This is a genomic window from Pseudomonas sp. FSL R10-0399 (assembly GCF_009600165.1).
Lineage (GTDB): Bacteria > Pseudomonadota > Gammaproteobacteria > Pseudomonadales > Pseudomonadaceae > Aquipseudomonas > Aquipseudomonas helleri.
The window spans coordinates 1-15,342 of record NZ_WIWK01000132.1; the positions used below are offsets into that span (position 1 = coordinate 1).

Below are 15,342 nucleotides of genomic sequence, written 5' to 3' on the forward strand. Positions count from 1 at the left end.
CCCATGTGAGAGTAGGTCATCGTCAAGATTAAATTCCAAAATCCCTGTCTGCTCACGCAGACAGGGATTTTGTTTTTATAGAAGTACCAAGTTTTCGCAGGCACGTTAGCAGTAACGGATCTGTCACAGAATTTCTTGACGACCATAGAGCATTGGAACCACCTGATCCCATCCCGAACTCAGCAGTGAAACGATGCATCGCCGATGGTAGTGTGGGGTTTCCCCATGTGAGAGTAGGTCATCGTCAAGATTGAATTCCGAAACCCCTGTCTGCTCACGCAGACAGGGGTTTTGTTTTTGCGCGACGTAAATTCCCAAACGTCCCAATAATTCCTCAGACCATTCCCACATCTACGACGGCGCGTTCGTCGGATCACACAAATAGCTTCCACAAACCGCTAATTTTTCAGCCGCTGATGCCGACAGCCTGTTGAGCAAGTCGGTTGGGCCTGATCGGCTGCCTGATTCCCCAAGCATGCTTCAACCGGCATCCATCCTTTCGGCATAAGAAGTCCCATGCTATGAATCTTAAGTTCAGTCATAAAATTCTTCTGGCCGCTTCAGGCGTCGTCGTTTTAGCGTTTGCGTTGTTTGCCTTGTACAACGACTATCTGCAGCGCAACACCATCAGGCAGGACATCGACTCTTCAGTGGCGCAAGCCGGCAACCTGACCGCGAGCAGCATTCAGAACTGGTTGAGCGGTCGCATCCTGGTATTAGAGAGCCTTGCCCAAAACATTGCCCACCAAGGCGATCAAGCCGACCTCGCCGGGCTCATCGATCAGCCTGCACTGACTTCCAATTTCCAGTTCACTTATATCGGTCAGGCCAATGGCGTATTTACACAGCGCCCTGACGCCAAGATGCCAGACGGCTATGACCCACGTGAACGGCCTTGGTACAAGCAAGGCGTCCTGGCAGACAAGACAATGCTTACGCCGCCCTACATGGCAGCTGTAGGCGGTCTAATCGTTACCATCGCCATGCCGGTCAAAAAGAACGGTGAGTTGTTGGGCGTTGTCGGTGGCGATTTAAGTCTGGACAGCTTGGTCAACATCATCAACTCCGTAGACTCCGGCGGTTTGGGCTACGCCTTCTTGGTGAGCGGTGATGGCCAGGTCATCGTCAGCCCCGAAAAGGACCAAGTGATGAAGAACCTGCGGGACATTTATCCCAGCAGTTCGCTAAAGATTGAGAAAGGCATTCAAGACGTGATGCTCAATGGCCAGGAGCGGATCATCTCGTTTACCCCCGTCACCGGTTTGCCTTCTGCAGACTGGTACATCGGTCAGTCACTGGATAAAGATAAAGCCTACGCGTCGCTCACCAAATTTCGGACTTCGGCACTCATCGCAACGGTGATTGCTGTGGCAGTGATTGCACTCCTGTTGAGTCTGCTGATTCGTGTACTGATGCGCCCGTTGACGACCATGGGCCGCGCCATGCAAGACATCGCGCAAGGTGAGGGCGACCTGACGCGGCGTCTGGCGATTGAACACAAAGACGAGTTTGGCGAACTGGCCGGCTCCTTCAACCAGTTCGTTGAGCGTATTCATGCGTCCATCTCCGAAGTGTCCTCGGTCACTCGCCAGGTCCATGATTTGTCCGAGCGTGTGATGAGCTCGTCCAACGCCTCCATCGTCGGTTCAGACGAGCAAAGCGCACGCACCAACAGCGTCGCCGCTGCCATCAATGAACTGGGCGCCGCAACCCAGGAGATCGCACGCAATGCCGCCGATGCCTCGCAGCATGCCAGCGGTGCGAGTGAGCAGGCGGATGATGGCCGCAAAGTGGTCGAGCAGACCATTCAGGCCATGACCGAGCTCTCGCAAAAGATCAGCGTGTCCTGCGCGCAGATCGAAACCCTCAATGCCAGCACCGACAACATTGGTCACATACTTGATGTGATCAAAGGGATCTCCCAACAAACCAACTTGCTGGCCCTCAACGCGGCCATTGAGGCTGCGCGTGCGGGGGAGGCGGGTCGTGGGTTTGCCGTCGTGGCGGATGAGGTGCGAAACCTCGCTCATCGCACTCAGGAGTCGGCAGAAGAGATCCATAAAATGATCACCTCACTGCAAATCGGCTCTCGCGAGGCGGTAAGCACCATGAATGCCAGCCAGATTTCCAGCGAAGACAGCGTAGAAGTGGCCAACCAGGCCGGTGCCCGTTTAATCAGCGTGACTCAGCGCATCGAAGAAATTGACGGCATGAACCAGTCGGTAGCCGCTGCCACGGAAGAGCAGACCTCCGTGGTCGAAAGCCTCAACCTGGATATCACCCACATCAACCTGCTCAATCAGCAAGGTGTGGCCAACCTTAACGAAACCCTCAAAGATTGCGATGCACTCTCACAGCAAGCCAGCCGCCTCAAGCAACTGGTCGACAGCTTCAAAATCTGAGCCCTACCGCCCTCAATAAGTTATCCACAGCCCTGGCATTCTATGTGTCAGGGCTGTTTCGATTTCTGGTCCTGGAGATAGCGAATAATCGCATTGACCCCGCGCTGTAGATGCTGCTCCAGTTCATTGACACACGCCTCTACATCCCTCGCCCGTGCATAACGCAGCAACGCCCGGTGATCGTCCTGAGGCAGCCGTCCCAAGCCCATTTGCTCAAGGTTAAAGCGCAAAAAACGCTCCTCTTCCACAAGCCCCGTTTCGATCAGTGCCAACAGCTTCTTGTTCGGAGCTTTAGCGTAAAGCGCTTGGTGAAAAAGCCGATTGAGCGTTCCGATTTTTCCGAAATCCGTTTCGACTTCAAGCGCATCGATGCAAGCCGAAGCGGCCTTGAAATCCTCTTCGTCAAGCAATGGCAATGACAAGCGCAGAGCCTGCGCTTCCAGTAAAAACCGTAGCGCGTAGGTTTCCAGCGAATCATCCTGAATCAAAGGTGCAACCACCGCGCCTTTGTATTGGACGACCTGCAGCAACCCCTGGGCTTCAAGTTGGCGCAGGGCTTCACGAACCGGCATGCGGCTCACACCAAACAAGGCGGCCAGGGCCTGCTGACGAATAGCCGTCCCGCAGGGCAAGCGGCCATCAAGAATAGCGTTGCGCAGCGACTCTTCAATCACTGATCGCGCCAGATGAGCTGGAATCGCCCCGTGTACTTCAATACTGCTTAATAAGTTCTTTTTGACGGTCACGTTGACGCTACCCGCTGTGGACATTCAGCACGTTGATTTGGATCCAATTTACGTTAGGCACTGACTCTATTTCTGTCAAACCTTGTAACGAATAGGCGTTGATAACGATGTGCCCACCGTAAGCGCGCTAGTCTAACGCGGCGCTAAGCCAAGAGATTACAAAGGCTTCCACTGTTTTTTTCTTGCGCTGTTCCGTGTGGACGGTTCCCCTTTTCCTGTGGTTTGTGCCCTACAATCGCGACAGTTAATACGGCTCCAGTCGTAGTCTTAATGCACATCAGGTGAAACATGGGCGTACTCAGTAATAGCGATGTCGACGAGCAACTGTTTCAACGCCCTGAACCGTCCCACAACGCACTGACTCGACTGTTTCTCCAGCCGTGGCTGTGGTGCATTTTGCTGGTGGCCACGGCCGTACGATTTTACGGCTCAACCAGCTCGTCCATCTGGTGTGACGAAGGCTCCAGCTTGATGCTGAGCAACTACTCGCTCAGCGGCATCTGGTTTCATGCCGCACACGATGTTCATCCACCGCTGTATTTCATGCTTCTGCATGGCTGGATGGGCGTGTTCGGTGACAGCCTGGCCTCAATCCGTGCCCTGAGCGTTGTACCCGGAATCGTCACGGTGTTACTCGGGATGTGGCTGGTACGACTGGTCGCGACCCAAAGGGCTGCGTTGCTGGCAGGCATCCTGTTGGCGTTGCTGCCGACAGCCGTGCGCTACAGCCAGGAAGTGCGCATGTATTCGCTGCTGGGGATGTGGCTGATCGGTGCAACCATTGCCTTGGTCTACTGGGTCAAAAACCCCGATAAAACGCGCTATCTGGCTGTCTACCCGGCGCTGATGACCGCGGCGTTCTACACCCACTACTTCGCTGCTTTTTGTGTCATGGCGCATTGGCTGTACCTGCTGATACTGAGCACTCGTCACAGTGCAGCGGGCAACGTGATCAAGCGGCCGAGCTGGTGGCTGGCCAACACCGGCATCGTCATCTTGTTCCTGCCCTGGCTGCCGGGCCTGGTGGATCTGTTGCAACACATGCACGAGCTAAAAGCCGGTGGCGATGTGGGCTGGGAGCCGCCTGTCGATGCGCGCTCTTTACCGGCCATGGTCTGGCAGCTTCTGACACAAGACGAAGGCGATACCCTGCCTTGGCCGGTATTTTGGCTAGCCCCCCTCGCGCTATTTGCAAGCGTGATCTGGATCGCCGTGCGCGATGCATCCCCTTATAAATTTCACGCGCTCATTGCGATCTACACCTTGCTGCCGATCCTGGCGATTTACGCCCTGTCGTTTATCTCGCCCATGTTCATCGAGCGCTACGTGAGTTTTGCCGCGCTGGGCTTGCCGTTGCTCGTCGCCATCGCGGTCGATCGCCTGCTTGCGCACAAACGCGTTATAGCAATTGCAGTGCTTGTGCTGTTCATGGGCGTTGAAAGTGTGGGCCTGCGCAGCAACTTCAGCAGCGACGCCGACCACTTTGACCAACTGGTTGAGCACGTGAATCAGCAGTTCCTGCCGGGTGACCGAATCATCGTCAGCGATCTGTTCTGGTACTTCAGTTACGTTTACTACAACAAAACCCCAGCCCAACCCATGCTCTACACACCGCCCACGCCAGACGGTGTGTCCGGGCGGCCGACGGCCTATGGTTTCGGTACGCTGGTGAACGAGGACGGCGCCAAGATCTACGTCGATCATCTGGCCGACCTGCCCGCCACCTCAGGGCGCATCTGGCTGATCAGCAGCAGCGTGCAGCCGGACGACTTCGCGCCCATTCCGTCCGGGTGGCACAAAACCCAGGATCTGACCATCGATGACACCCAGGTTCGACTATATTTGCCCTGCGGCGGCGTTGATTGTGGCGCTGACCTGCACACAAAACAGACAGCAGGTCGGCAGAATTAATTCGTAACACTTGACTGTGATCATTTGGCCGAGCAGTATTAATAGTTAGCAAACTAACATTATGTGATGTCTCTTGCCTGACTCTCTAGATCAACTCCAAATGAGCATCAGCACCGGTATGGTGGTTGCGACCCGTCATTGGCGTCGCGTCTGCCAAACCACGCTGGTCAACTTCGGCATCTCCGAAGCCTGCGCCATGCCGCTGCTGATAATCGGCCGCTTGGGCGAGGGCGTGCGGCAAGTGACCGTGGCCCAGGCGGCTGGCATGGAAAGCCCGTCGCTGGTGCGCCTGCTCGATCAGATGTGCAAGGCCGGTTACGTTGTGCGCAACGAAGACGCCAGCGACCGCCGCGCCAAAACCCTGAGCCTTACGCCCGTCGGTCGTACCTTGGTGCAGTCCATTGAAGCCCAGTTGGTACAACTGCGGCGTGCCGCATTGGCCGACATTTCAGTCGCGGATCAAGAAGCCGCCTTGAGAGTGATCAAAGCCTTTGAAGCCGCAGGCCAACTGCCTGACGGAGCGGCGTCTTGAACGGCTTTTTCAGCAGCATGCCGCCCGCCCGTGACTGGTTCTACGGCGTGCGGACGTTTGCCGCCTCCATGATCGCGCTGTACATCGCCCTGCTCATGGAAATGCCCCGCCCCTATTGGGCGATGGCCACGGTTTACATCGTCTCCAGCCCCTTTGTCGGCCCCACCAGCTCCAAGGCGATCTACCGCGCCATTGGTACGCTGCTGGGGGCTTCGGCGGCGGTGTTCTTTGTCCCGCTGTTTGTCCAGACACCGTTTCTGCTGGTGCTGGTGATTGCGCTGTGGACGGGCATCCTGCTGTTCTTGTCATTGCACCTGCGCACCGCCAACAGCTACGTCTTCATGCTGGCGGGCTACACCATGCCGATGATCGCCTTGCCGATTGTGGATAACCCGCTCAACGTCTTTGACATCGCCGTCTCGCGTACCGAAGAGATCATGCTCGGCATCGTTTGTGCGGCCGTGGTGGGCAGCATGTTCTGGCCTCGACGCCTCACACCGGTGTTCATCGACTCATCGGCCAAGTGGTTCACCGATGCCGCCAATTACAGTCAGTACTTTTTGTCCCGCGAGGTTGACCCCGGCAAAGCCAGTGGCCTGCGCGCCTCAATGGTCTCGACCTTCAACACCCTGGAGCTGATGATCGGTCAGTTACCCCACGAAGGCGCGCACCCGCAAACCGTGCGCAACACCAAAGAATTGCGCGGGCGCATGATCCATCTGCTGCCCGTGGTGGATGCCCTCGACGACGCCCTTTATGCCCTGGAGCGCCGAACCCCGGAGCTGGTCGATAAAGTCACGCCGGTGTTGCAACACGCGCGCACCTGGCTTGAAACCACCAGCGAAGGCGCACCCGTCGAACAATGGCAAGCGCTGCGCAACGAGCTGCAGCACCTGCAACCCAGCGCCGAAGCCCTGGATGATCGCCGCCAGCTATTGCTCTCCAACGTGCTCTACCGCCTGGGGGAGTGGATCGACTTGTGGCAAGACTGCCGCAGCCTGCAACTGGCCATCTCCACCGGTGATCAAACCGTCTGGCGAGCGGTTTACCGGCACTGGCGGCTGGGTCGGCTGACACCGTTTCTGGACCGCGGCCTCATGCTCTATTCCGCGTTCTCCACTGTAACGGCGATCGTCGTCGCCTGCGTGCTATGGATTCTGCTCGGTTGGACAGACGGCGCCAGCGCAGTCATTTTGGCGGCCGTCGCCTGCAGCTTTTTCGCCGCCATGGATGACCCGGCCCCGCAGATTTACCGGTTCTTTTTCTGGACCTCGCTCTCAGTACTGTTCGCCAGCCTCTACCTGTTCGTCATCCTGCCCAACCTGCATGACTTCCCCATGCTGGTGCTGGCGTTTGCCGTGCCGTTTATTTGCGTCGGCACCCTGACCGTCCAGCCGCGCTTTTACCTGGGCACCTTGCTGACCATCGTCAACACCGCGTCCTTCATCAGCATTCAAGGTGCCTACGACGCTGACTTTCAGGTCTTCATGAACGCCAACCTGGCTGGCCCCATCGGGCTGCTGTTTGCCTTCATCTGGACCTTGATTGCGCGCCCCTTCGGCGCGGAGCTGGCGGCTAAACGGCTGACCCGGTTCAGCTGGCGCGACATCGTGCGGTTGACCAAACCCGCAACCTTGGCCGAGCACCGGCAAATGGGCGCGCAAATGCTCGACCGCTTGATGCAGCACCTGCCGCGTCTGGCCATGACCGGGCAAGACACCGGCATTGCGCTGCGTGAACTGCGTGTGGCGCTGAACCTCCTCGACCTGCTGGCCTACGCCCCGCGCGTTACCGGCGGGCCGCAATTGCTGTTGCGCCAAGTGGTCAGCGACGTGGGGGATTATTTCCGCACCTGCCTGATGGCCGGTGAGCGTTTACCTATCCCCAGCGGTCTGCAAATGACCATGGACCGAACCCGGCGTGCGCTCAATGCCAATGCCCTGCAAGACGAAAGCGATGCACGGGTTCACCTGCTGCATGCTCTCAGCGGCTTGCGTCTGGCCCTGCTGCCGGGTGTGGAGTTCATTGTGGATAACGACGACCTGCAGCACCCACACGTGCAAGGCATTGACGGAGCGCCGCTATGATCGGAGATATCGATATCAGCGGGGTTTTCCTGCCTACGCTCCTGGTATTGATGGGCATCACCTACCTGCTGTTTTTAGCGGTTCACGCGGTTCTTACGCGTCTGCACTTTTACCGCCTGGTCTGGCACCGGGCTTTGTTCAACGTCGGTCTCTACGCTCTGCTACTCGGCGTTGTGGATTCGTTTAGTCGATATTTGATGACATGAAAAAACCTTTATTGACCTTGGGCCGCGTTGTCCTCACCTTGTTGGTGGTGGCGTTTGCCTGCGTCGTGGTCTGGCGCATGACCATGTACTACATGTTTGCTCCCTGGACGCGCGATGGCCACATCCGCGCAGACGTGGTGCAAATCTCCCCTGATGTGTCGGGCCTCATCAAGCAAGTCGATGTGCGCGACAACCAGCCTGTGACGCGCGACCAAGTGTTGTTCGTCATCGACCAGGACCGCTTCAAACTGGCCTTGCGTCAGGCGCAGGCGACCGTGGCTGACCGTAAAGAAACCCTGGCCCAGGCCCAGCGTGAAAACCGCCGCAACCGGGGGTTGGGCAACCTTGTTGCGCGTGAGCAACTGGAAGAAAGCCAGTCGCGAGAAATGCGCGCCCAGGCCGCGCTCACCGAGGCTGAAGTGGCCGTCGACAGCGCCCAGCTCAACCTCGACCGCACCGTGGTGCGCAGCCCGGTTGATGGCTACGTCAACGACCGCGCCCCTCGGGTTAACGAATTCGTGACCGCCGGGCGGCCTGTGTTGTCGATTGTCGACAGCAGCTCTTTTCACATCGACGGCTATTTCGAAGAAACCAAACTCGATGGCATTCACGTGGGCCAAAGTGTTGATATCCGCGTGATCGGCGACGACGCCCGCTTGCGTGGCCATGTCGAAAGCATCGTGGCCGGCATCGAAGACCGCGACCGCACCAGCGGCCAGAACCTGTTGCCCAACGTGAACCCGGCCTTCAGCTGGGTGCGGCTGGCGCAACGGATTCCGGTGCGCATCGTCTTTGATGATGTGCCCGCAGACTTCCGCATGATCGCGGGCCGCACGGCGACCGTTTCCATCATCCCGGACTCGCCCAAAGCCAAGCCGGTACAGGAGAAGGCGCAATGAAAGCGGTTCGCCTGGCAGCCCTAGGGCTGGGGTTGCTGCTGGCCGGCTGCCAGATGGTCGGGCCGGACTATCACCTGCCCAAAGACGCGGCCCAGCAGCGTCCAGACCTGCAAGGCAGGTTGGCGGGCGAGGGCGACAACGTCGTCTCGGCGCCGGTGCCCACTGATTGGTGGAAGCTCTACCAAGACCCGACGCTGAATGAATTGGTGCGTCAGGCCATGGCCTCCAACACCAACCTGCGCGTAGCGGCGGCGAACCTTGCGCGGGCGCGTGCTCAGGTTGAACAGGCCGAGTCGGCGGGTGGCTGGAGTGGTTCGGTCAAAGCCGGGGCCCAGCGCCTGCAAGAGTCGGGCGAAGCCTTTTTGCTGGCAGATAAAGTCCCGGTGGCCAACGTCGGTGACCTGGGCATCAGCACCTCCTACCAGTTCGATTTGTGGGGCACGTTAAAGCGCGGCATTGAGGCGGCACAGGCCAACGCCGATGCCACCCAAGCCGCCGCCGACACTGCGCGCATCACCGTGGTCGCTGACGTGGTGCGTGCTTACGTGCAAGTCTGCGCTGCCAACGAAGAGCTGGGCATCGCCAAAGAGTCGTTAAAACTGCAAGCGCAAACCACCGCGCTCACCCAGCGGTTGCGCGATGCCGGGCGCGGTGATGAAACCCAGGTCACGCGTTCTGAAACCCAAGTCAAATCGTTGCGCGCTGAACTGCCGCGCTATGAGGCTCAACGCCAGGCCGGGCTGTTCCGTTTATCGATGCTGCTGGCCAAACCGCTGGACCAACTGCCTGCCCATCTCGCCACCTGTGATGAGCTGCCGCACATCGCGCAATTACTCCCCGTGGGTGACGGTGCCGCGCTGCTCAAGCGTCGCCCGGACGTGCGTCAGGCCGAGCGCCACTTGGCCGCCGCAACCGCCGAAATTGGCGTAGCCACCGGCTCGTTGTATCCGGACATCAGCATCGGCGCCTCCATCGGCACGGTCGGGATCGTCGACAACCTCGGCACCGCGCCCACCAACCGCTGGGGCTTTGGCCCGCTGCTGAGCTGGACCATCCCCACCAATGGCTCACGTGCGCGAATCCGCGAAGCCGAAGCCGCCACCCAAGGCGCCTTGGCAAGCTTTGATGGCGTGGTGCTGAACGCGGTCCGCGAAACCCAAACTAGCCTTGTGCAATACACCGCTGCACTGCAACGCCGCGATGCCTTGGCCGAAGCGGATGCCTCGGCCAAAACAGCGGCCGACCAAACCCATCAGTTCTTTGCCGCCGGGCGTGAATCGTTCCTCGCAGACCTGCAAGCCACGCGCACCTACACCGATGTGCGGGCTCAGTTAGCGGCGGCCAACACCCAAGTCGCGATGAGCCAGATCGATCTGTTCCTGGCCCTGGGTGGCGGCTGGGAAAGCAGCCGTGCCCAAGCCCCGGCCGCGGCTAAACCCTGACAACACTGTCACGCAGTGGAGGGCGGCTGAGGATTATCATGTTGGCTTTAGGATGGTGCTTTTAATTACGTAGGAGAATTCTGCGTAGTCATCGGCCAAGCCAGCACGATTGTCCTCAGGGCCGCTTATTTCAGGCGCTACGCTCGCAAGCTTTAGGCAATAGCGTCTACGCTGTGCGCTTGATCGGTGCGGGCGAAACGCAGCGTCGACTCGCCGCGAGTGATAACCTGCTGCCACTTTTTGGCCCATGAAGGGCTCAGTAAAGACCGCATATCTTCAACACAACGGACATTGAACGGGTCAACTTGATGAACAAACCATTAGGCGTACTGGTCGGCATTGTTGTAATCGCAGGGGTTTTGAACACGGCTGGCGCCTGGTACACCGGCACCAAGATCGAAGGCGAACTCAAGACCTCGATCGCCGAAGCCAACAAAGAAATGGCCGCTCAACTGGCCGGGTCCGCGACCCACGGCAGCATCGAACTGGTGTCCATTGAGACCCACCTCTACAGCAGCACCGCGCACTATCGTCTGACCCTTCAGGATGATGCCCAAGGGTCTGATCCACAGCCGGTTGAGCTGTTGTTTGTCGATCACATCGAGCACGGCCCGTTGCCGTGGTCGCGCATCAAGACCTTCAAGTGGGCGCCGGTCATGGCGGTCAGCAACTACGCCCTTGAGAAAACCCCCTTCACCGAAAAATGGTTCGCAGCCACCAAGGACCAGGCGCCTCTTATCGGCCAGGTCACTTTGGGTTACGGTCGTTCGGTGGACGGGCAACTGGAGTTGCTGCCCTTCGACCTCACGCTGGACGACAACACCCGCATCAGTTTCTCGGGCCTGAACCTTAGCGCCCAAACCGATGAAGGCGCCCAGCACCTCAAAGCCAAAGGCTACATGGACTACCTCAAGCTCCTGGCGACGCCTGCCGATACCGCACCGGTGTCGATCGAGCTGAGCGGGCTGACCCTGGCCAGCGACCTGAACAAAAGCACCTACGGTTTCTACCTGGGCCAGAACGTGCTGGAGCTGAGCGAAGCGCAACTGACCTCCGGCGCGGCCCAGTCTGTGCTCAAGGTCAAAAACTTTGAATACACCGGTTCCGCCTCGGCCAAAGACCGCCTGATGTCCGGGCGCCTGACCTACAGCCTGGGTGACGTCACATTCAACGACAAGCCCGTGGGCAGCGCAGAAATGGTCATGTCTGCCAGCAACCTGGACATTCCAGCGATGCAGTCGCTGTTGCAGATCTACCAGAACAAGTTCCAGCCACAAGCCGACGGCACCCTGCCCAAGGTGCAACTGACTCCGGCCGAAGACACCCAAGTGCAAGCCGATGTCAGCACGCTGCTGGCGGCCAAGCCGAATCTGGCGCTGGAAAAACTCAACATCAAAACCACCAACGGCGAGAGCCAACTGAGCATCACGACCAGCCTGGCGCAGCCCGCTTCGTTCGATCTACCGCCGCTCGATGTGGTGAAGCAAATGCTGACCTCGCTGGATGCCAAACTGCAGCTGTCCAAGCCCATGATTGCTGATCTGGCGAGCGTTCAGGCGCAATTGGCCGGCCAGACTGACCCGAAACAAATCGCCCAGGTCGCCAACATGACCAGCGAACTGGCGGGCGTCATGGCGGTGCAAACCGGGCTGGCGAACGTTGAGGGCAGCAACATTTTGGCGTCGCTCAACTACGCCGCCGGTGTGGTGAATTTCAACGGGGAGAAAATGAGCCTCGAGGACTTCGTCACCCTCATGGGCACCCGCTTTGGCGGTGTAGCGCCTCAGTAAACGCAGTCGATGCCACAGGCTGCGAAGGGCTTGGCCCTTTCGCAGCCTGTTTGCACTCAGTACGCCATCGACCAAGTCAAGGTGTACGTCCGGCCCCGCCCTTGGTAGTCATACAGGTACTCCGGGCCGTAAGTCGGTGAGTAGAACAACGCGGCACGCTGGCCCCAGACCGTGCTGTACTCCTTGTCCAGCAGGTTCTGGATACCGGCGCTGAAGGTGCCGAATGCTGTCTCTTGGCTGCCCATCAAATCGAACGTGGTGTAGCCGCTGATTTTGTGGTCAGAATCGTCCTTGAGCGTGAAGGCGTGGTTGCCCTGCAAACGAACATTACGACCGTCCCCATGCCAGCCCACGAACGCCGTTGATTTGGACAACGACGCGTAACGGGCATCGCGCTTCATCCAGTCGCCATCGGCGTCTTCCTCTTCGGAACGCACCAGATGCAATGTGCCGCCCGCATCCCAGCCGTTGTTGAAGTGACGGGTCAGCGCACCTTCGAAACCAAAGTCGCGGCTCTTTTTATCGGCCACATCAATGGTCAGCGTCGCGCTGTCGGTGGTGATGACTTTGTCAGACCAGATGTAATACACCGCTGCCTGCGCGTCCCAGTCCACATCGGCAAAACGCCAGCCGGTTTCGACCTGACGGCTCTTGATCCCGGCCAGCGGATTGTCTTTAACGCTCAAGCCCGCCTTGCCGTAATACTTGGCTGGGTCCGGCAGGTCAAAGCCTTCGCTGTAGTTGATCCAGGTCTGGTGGCCGTTCTTGAAGTCATAAATGGCGCCCAGGTTGAACAGGTTGACCGCGTAATCGTTGCTGCCACCGGGGATGCCTTTGAACACCCCTACGTCTACGTCCATTTGCTGGCGGCGTGCGCCACCGGACAACGTCAGGGCGTCGGTGAGCTTCCAGTCCGCCTGGGCATACACCGAGTGGCCGTCGACGCGGTAGCTCGGGTAACGCGGGGCTTTGCTTTGGGTGTCCAGATCCAGCCCGCCGCTCTCGGAAGAAATGGCCGAATTGAACACGCTTTGCGTGGCGTTAAAACGCTCACGGTCCAGGTCCACGCCATAGGTCAGCTTCACGCTGTCCCATTGTTTGGCGAACAGCGCCTTGAGGCTGGTGACTTCAAAATTCTGTTGCGAGGCGGCGAAGTAAACGCCGTTGACGCCTTGGGGTTTGCCCGCGTTGTAATACGGGAACGGGAAGAAATTGTTGTCTTCCTTGCGGTACGAGCCCTGCAAGTAGAAGTCCTGGCCCAGCAGGTCACTGTGGTGATAGTTGGCGTTGAACAGCAGGCGCTTGGAGCGGGGCTCGAGGTCGGTGTGGTAGCCGCTGCGGATCTCGGCATCTTCCAGATTGGACGGTGCCTTGTCGTGCAGGTTGGGGAAGTAAAGCCCGGTGTTACCGTTGTTGCCCGAGTCGTAATACTGCGCCAGCAGGTCAAGGTCTTGCACGTCATCGAGCTTGATCGCCAGGCTGCCCATCAGGTCCAGCGTGCGGTTGTACTGCAAGTCAGTCTGGGTGTTGTCGATAAAGATCTGGTCGCCTTTACCGTCGTAAAACGCTTTGTTCTGCTCGCCGGAAATCCCCAGGCGGCCGTGCACCCGATCGGTCCCGCCGCTCACCGATTGCGAGATACGGCTCGACAGGTCATCGCTCTTGTTAAAACCGCTGGTGCCCGACACTTCGGTTTCAAACTGGGCCGGGCCGGGGGCGCCTTTTTTGGTCACGATATTGATGATCCCGCCCGTGGCGCCGCCGCCGTATAACGCGCTGGCGCCCGACAACACTTCAACCCGCTCCACGTTAAACGGCGAGATGCTGTCGAACTGCCGCGACAGGCCGCGCGAGCTGTTTTGGCTCACGCCGTCGATCATCACCAAAACATTGCGCCCGCGCATATTCTGGCCGTAATTGCTGCGGCCTTCGGGGGCCAGATCCAGGCCCGGCACCAACTTGCCAATGGCTTCTTTGAGGGTGACGCCGGTGTCCAGTTGCTCTTGCAGTTGCACCTGATCCACCACCCAGACCGTACCGGGAATTTCACTGATGGCGGTGCTGGTGCGCGCGCCCACACTGACTTCCAGCGCCTTGAGTTGCAGCCCTTTTGCCGCCGTGTCCGGCTTGCGCACAATCACCGTGCGCGCGTCGCTGAACTGCCAGTTCAGGCCGCTGCCCGCCAACAGGGCTTGCAGCGCCTGTTCAATGCTCATCTGGCCGTCCAGCGCAGGGCTGTGCAGCCCGGCCACTTCGGCAGAGGTGAACAACAGGTGCAAGTCAGCCTGATCAGCAAACTGCGTCAGCGCCTGGTCGAGGTCTTGGGCCGGGACGGCAACGTTGACCTGGCGGGTGCTCACCGAGGCGTTGGGCGCTGTTGCCGGTGCCGCGTGCGCAGTGGCGTGGAACGTGCCCGCCAGGCTTGCCAGCAACGTGGTGGCCATCAGCGTTTGACGCAGTCGTTGGTCGGTGGGGCGTGCGCCGCGCGGCTGTTTGATGGGCTGGACCATTGCGGTGTTAATCCTTGTCTGGGTTTTTATATCGCTAATGAGAACGGATTCGCTCTTGGTCTTAGTACGACGATATGCCCGACAGGATCTTGCAGTGCCCGCGTAAAATTATTTTCAGTGCACCCACGCCACAAACGGCAAATAGGTGATGTTGAGCCCGTAACGCTGCTCAAGGGTGTGCAGCAGATTGTGCGGATCATTGAGGTCAAACACCCCGCTGATCTGCATCGCGCCCAAGTCAGTGTCCGGCAGCACAATGCGCCCGTACTGGTAACGCTCCAGCTCGCTGAGCACTTCCTGCAACGGCTTGCGGTTGAAAATCAGTTTGCCGCGATGCCACGCCGTCAGCGCGTTGGCATCCACCTGCTGGCGCTCGGCAACGGGCTGGCCAGCGTGATACAGCGCTTGCTGATTGGGGCGCAGCTCCAGAGTCTGGGCCTGATGTTCAACCTGCGCCGCGCCGTTGGCCACCAGCACGCGGGTCTGATCGGCGTCACGGCGCACACTGAACGTCGCCTCCTTGGCCTGCACCCGGTCCTGACCGGCCTCAACTACAAAGGGCCGGGCCGGATCGTTCGCCAGTTCAAACAGCGCTTCACCTTTGCGCAGCGTGATGGTGCGCTGGCTGGCGGTGAAATCCACGGACAACGCCGTGGCGCTGTTCAGCGTCACCCGCGTGCCGTCGCTCAACAGCCATTGCTGGCGCTGACCGACCCCGGTGTGATGGGTGTCAGACCAACGCGGCACGTACTCCAGGCCGCCGTAGCCCAACACGGCCATGACCAGCCCCGCTGCCAGCCCGCTGGCCCAGCGAAAC

General features: G+C 59.1%; 11 protein-coding genes, 1 rRNA gene and 1 pseudogene. 10 read left to right on the forward strand and 3 right to left on the reverse strand.

Features of this window, described 5'->3' with window-relative positions:
• Nucleotides 1-134: 134 nt before the first annotated feature.
• The 3 genes and pseudogenes from rrf (at nt 135) to GHO41_RS30825 (ending at nt 2,402) form a co-directional block, all read left to right on the forward strand.
• Nucleotides 135-250, forward strand: a 5S ribosomal RNA gene (rrf, locus tag GHO41_RS25460).
• A 271-nt stretch (nt 251-521) separates the two neighbouring features.
• Nucleotides 522-1,547, forward strand: a pseudogene (locus GHO41_RS30820) (cache domain-containing protein); the annotation flags it as partial.
• Nucleotides 1,548-1,616: 69 nt separating this feature from the next.
• Nucleotides 1,617-2,402 carry a methyl-accepting chemotaxis protein gene (locus tag GHO41_RS30825; protein WP_371929036.1) on the forward strand — a complete coding sequence of 262 codons (786 nt, stop codon included), beginning with the start codon at nt 1,617-1,619 and terminating at the stop codon, nt 2,400-2,402.
• Between the two features lie 47 nt (nt 2,403-2,449).
• Here GHO41_RS30825 and GHO41_RS25470 read toward each other — a convergent pair whose 3' ends face one another.
• Nucleotides 2,450-3,148: a GntR family transcriptional regulator gene (locus GHO41_RS25470; protein ID WP_371929037.1), complete on the reverse strand. Its 699-nt coding sequence runs from the start codon at nt 3,146-3,148 to the stop codon at nt 2,450-2,452.
• Nucleotides 3,149-3,436: 288 nt separating this feature from the next.
• Here GHO41_RS25470 and GHO41_RS25475 point away from each other — a divergent pair, with 288 nt between their 5' ends.
• The 7 genes from GHO41_RS25475 to GHO41_RS25505 all read left to right on the forward strand — a co-directional run bounded on the left by GHO41_RS25475 (nt 3,437) and on the right by GHO41_RS25505 (nt 12,015).
• Nucleotides 3,437-5,059, forward strand: a complete 1,623-nt coding sequence (locus GHO41_RS25475; RefSeq protein ID WP_153435001.1) for a glycosyltransferase family 39 protein — start codon at nt 3,437-3,439, stop codon at nt 5,057-5,059.
• 100 nt (nt 5,060-5,159) lie between these two features.
• The gene (locus tag GHO41_RS25480) at nt 5,160-5,591 is read left to right on the forward strand and encodes a MarR family winged helix-turn-helix transcriptional regulator (RefSeq protein WP_048366941.1); all 432 of its coding nucleotides are present in this window, start codon (nt 5,160-5,162) and stop codon (nt 5,589-5,591) included.
• Complete coding sequence (locus tag GHO41_RS25485) at nt 5,588-7,678, forward strand: FUSC family protein (RefSeq protein ID WP_048366940.1); 2,091 nt, start codon at nt 5,588-5,590, stop codon at nt 7,676-7,678. Before GHO41_RS25480 ends, GHO41_RS25485 begins: the two co-directional genes overlap by 4 nt.
• Nucleotides 7,675-7,884 (forward strand): DUF1656 domain-containing protein, encoded by a 210-nt coding sequence (locus tag GHO41_RS25490; protein ID WP_048366939.1) that lies wholly within the window; start codon nt 7,675-7,677, stop codon nt 7,882-7,884. Before GHO41_RS25485 ends, GHO41_RS25490 begins: the two co-directional genes overlap by 4 nt.
• Nucleotides 7,881-8,783 carry an HlyD family secretion protein gene (locus GHO41_RS25495; RefSeq protein WP_153326103.1) on the forward strand — a complete coding sequence of 301 codons (903 nt, stop codon included), beginning with the start codon at nt 7,881-7,883 and terminating at the stop codon, nt 8,781-8,783. Before GHO41_RS25490 ends, GHO41_RS25495 begins: the two co-directional genes overlap by 4 nt.
• Nucleotides 8,780-10,225: an efflux transporter outer membrane subunit gene (locus tag GHO41_RS25500; RefSeq protein ID WP_153435002.1), complete on the forward strand. Its 1,446-nt coding sequence runs from the start codon at nt 8,780-8,782 to the stop codon at nt 10,223-10,225. The genes GHO41_RS25495 and GHO41_RS25500 overlap by 4 nt, the downstream gene beginning before the upstream one ends.
• Before the next feature lie 308 nt (nt 10,226-10,533).
• A complete protein-coding gene (locus GHO41_RS25505) occupies nt 10,534-12,015 on the forward strand; it encodes a YdgA family protein (RefSeq protein ID WP_153435003.1) in 1,482 nt (493 codons plus the stop codon).
• 56 nt (nt 12,016-12,071) lie between these two features.
• On the opposite strand, the gene GHO41_RS25510 is transcribed toward GHO41_RS25505, so the two are convergent.
• Both GHO41_RS25510 and GHO41_RS25515 read right to left on the reverse strand, forming a co-directional pair.
• A complete protein-coding gene (locus tag GHO41_RS25510) occupies nt 12,072-14,525 on the reverse strand; it encodes a TonB-dependent receptor (RefSeq protein WP_153435004.1) in 2,454 nt (817 codons plus the stop codon).
• Nucleotides 14,526-14,639: 114 nt separating this feature from the next.
• On the reverse strand, nt 14,640-15,342 hold a 703-nt coding region (locus GHO41_RS25515; protein WP_153435005.1), incomplete at its 5' end, for a FecR family protein.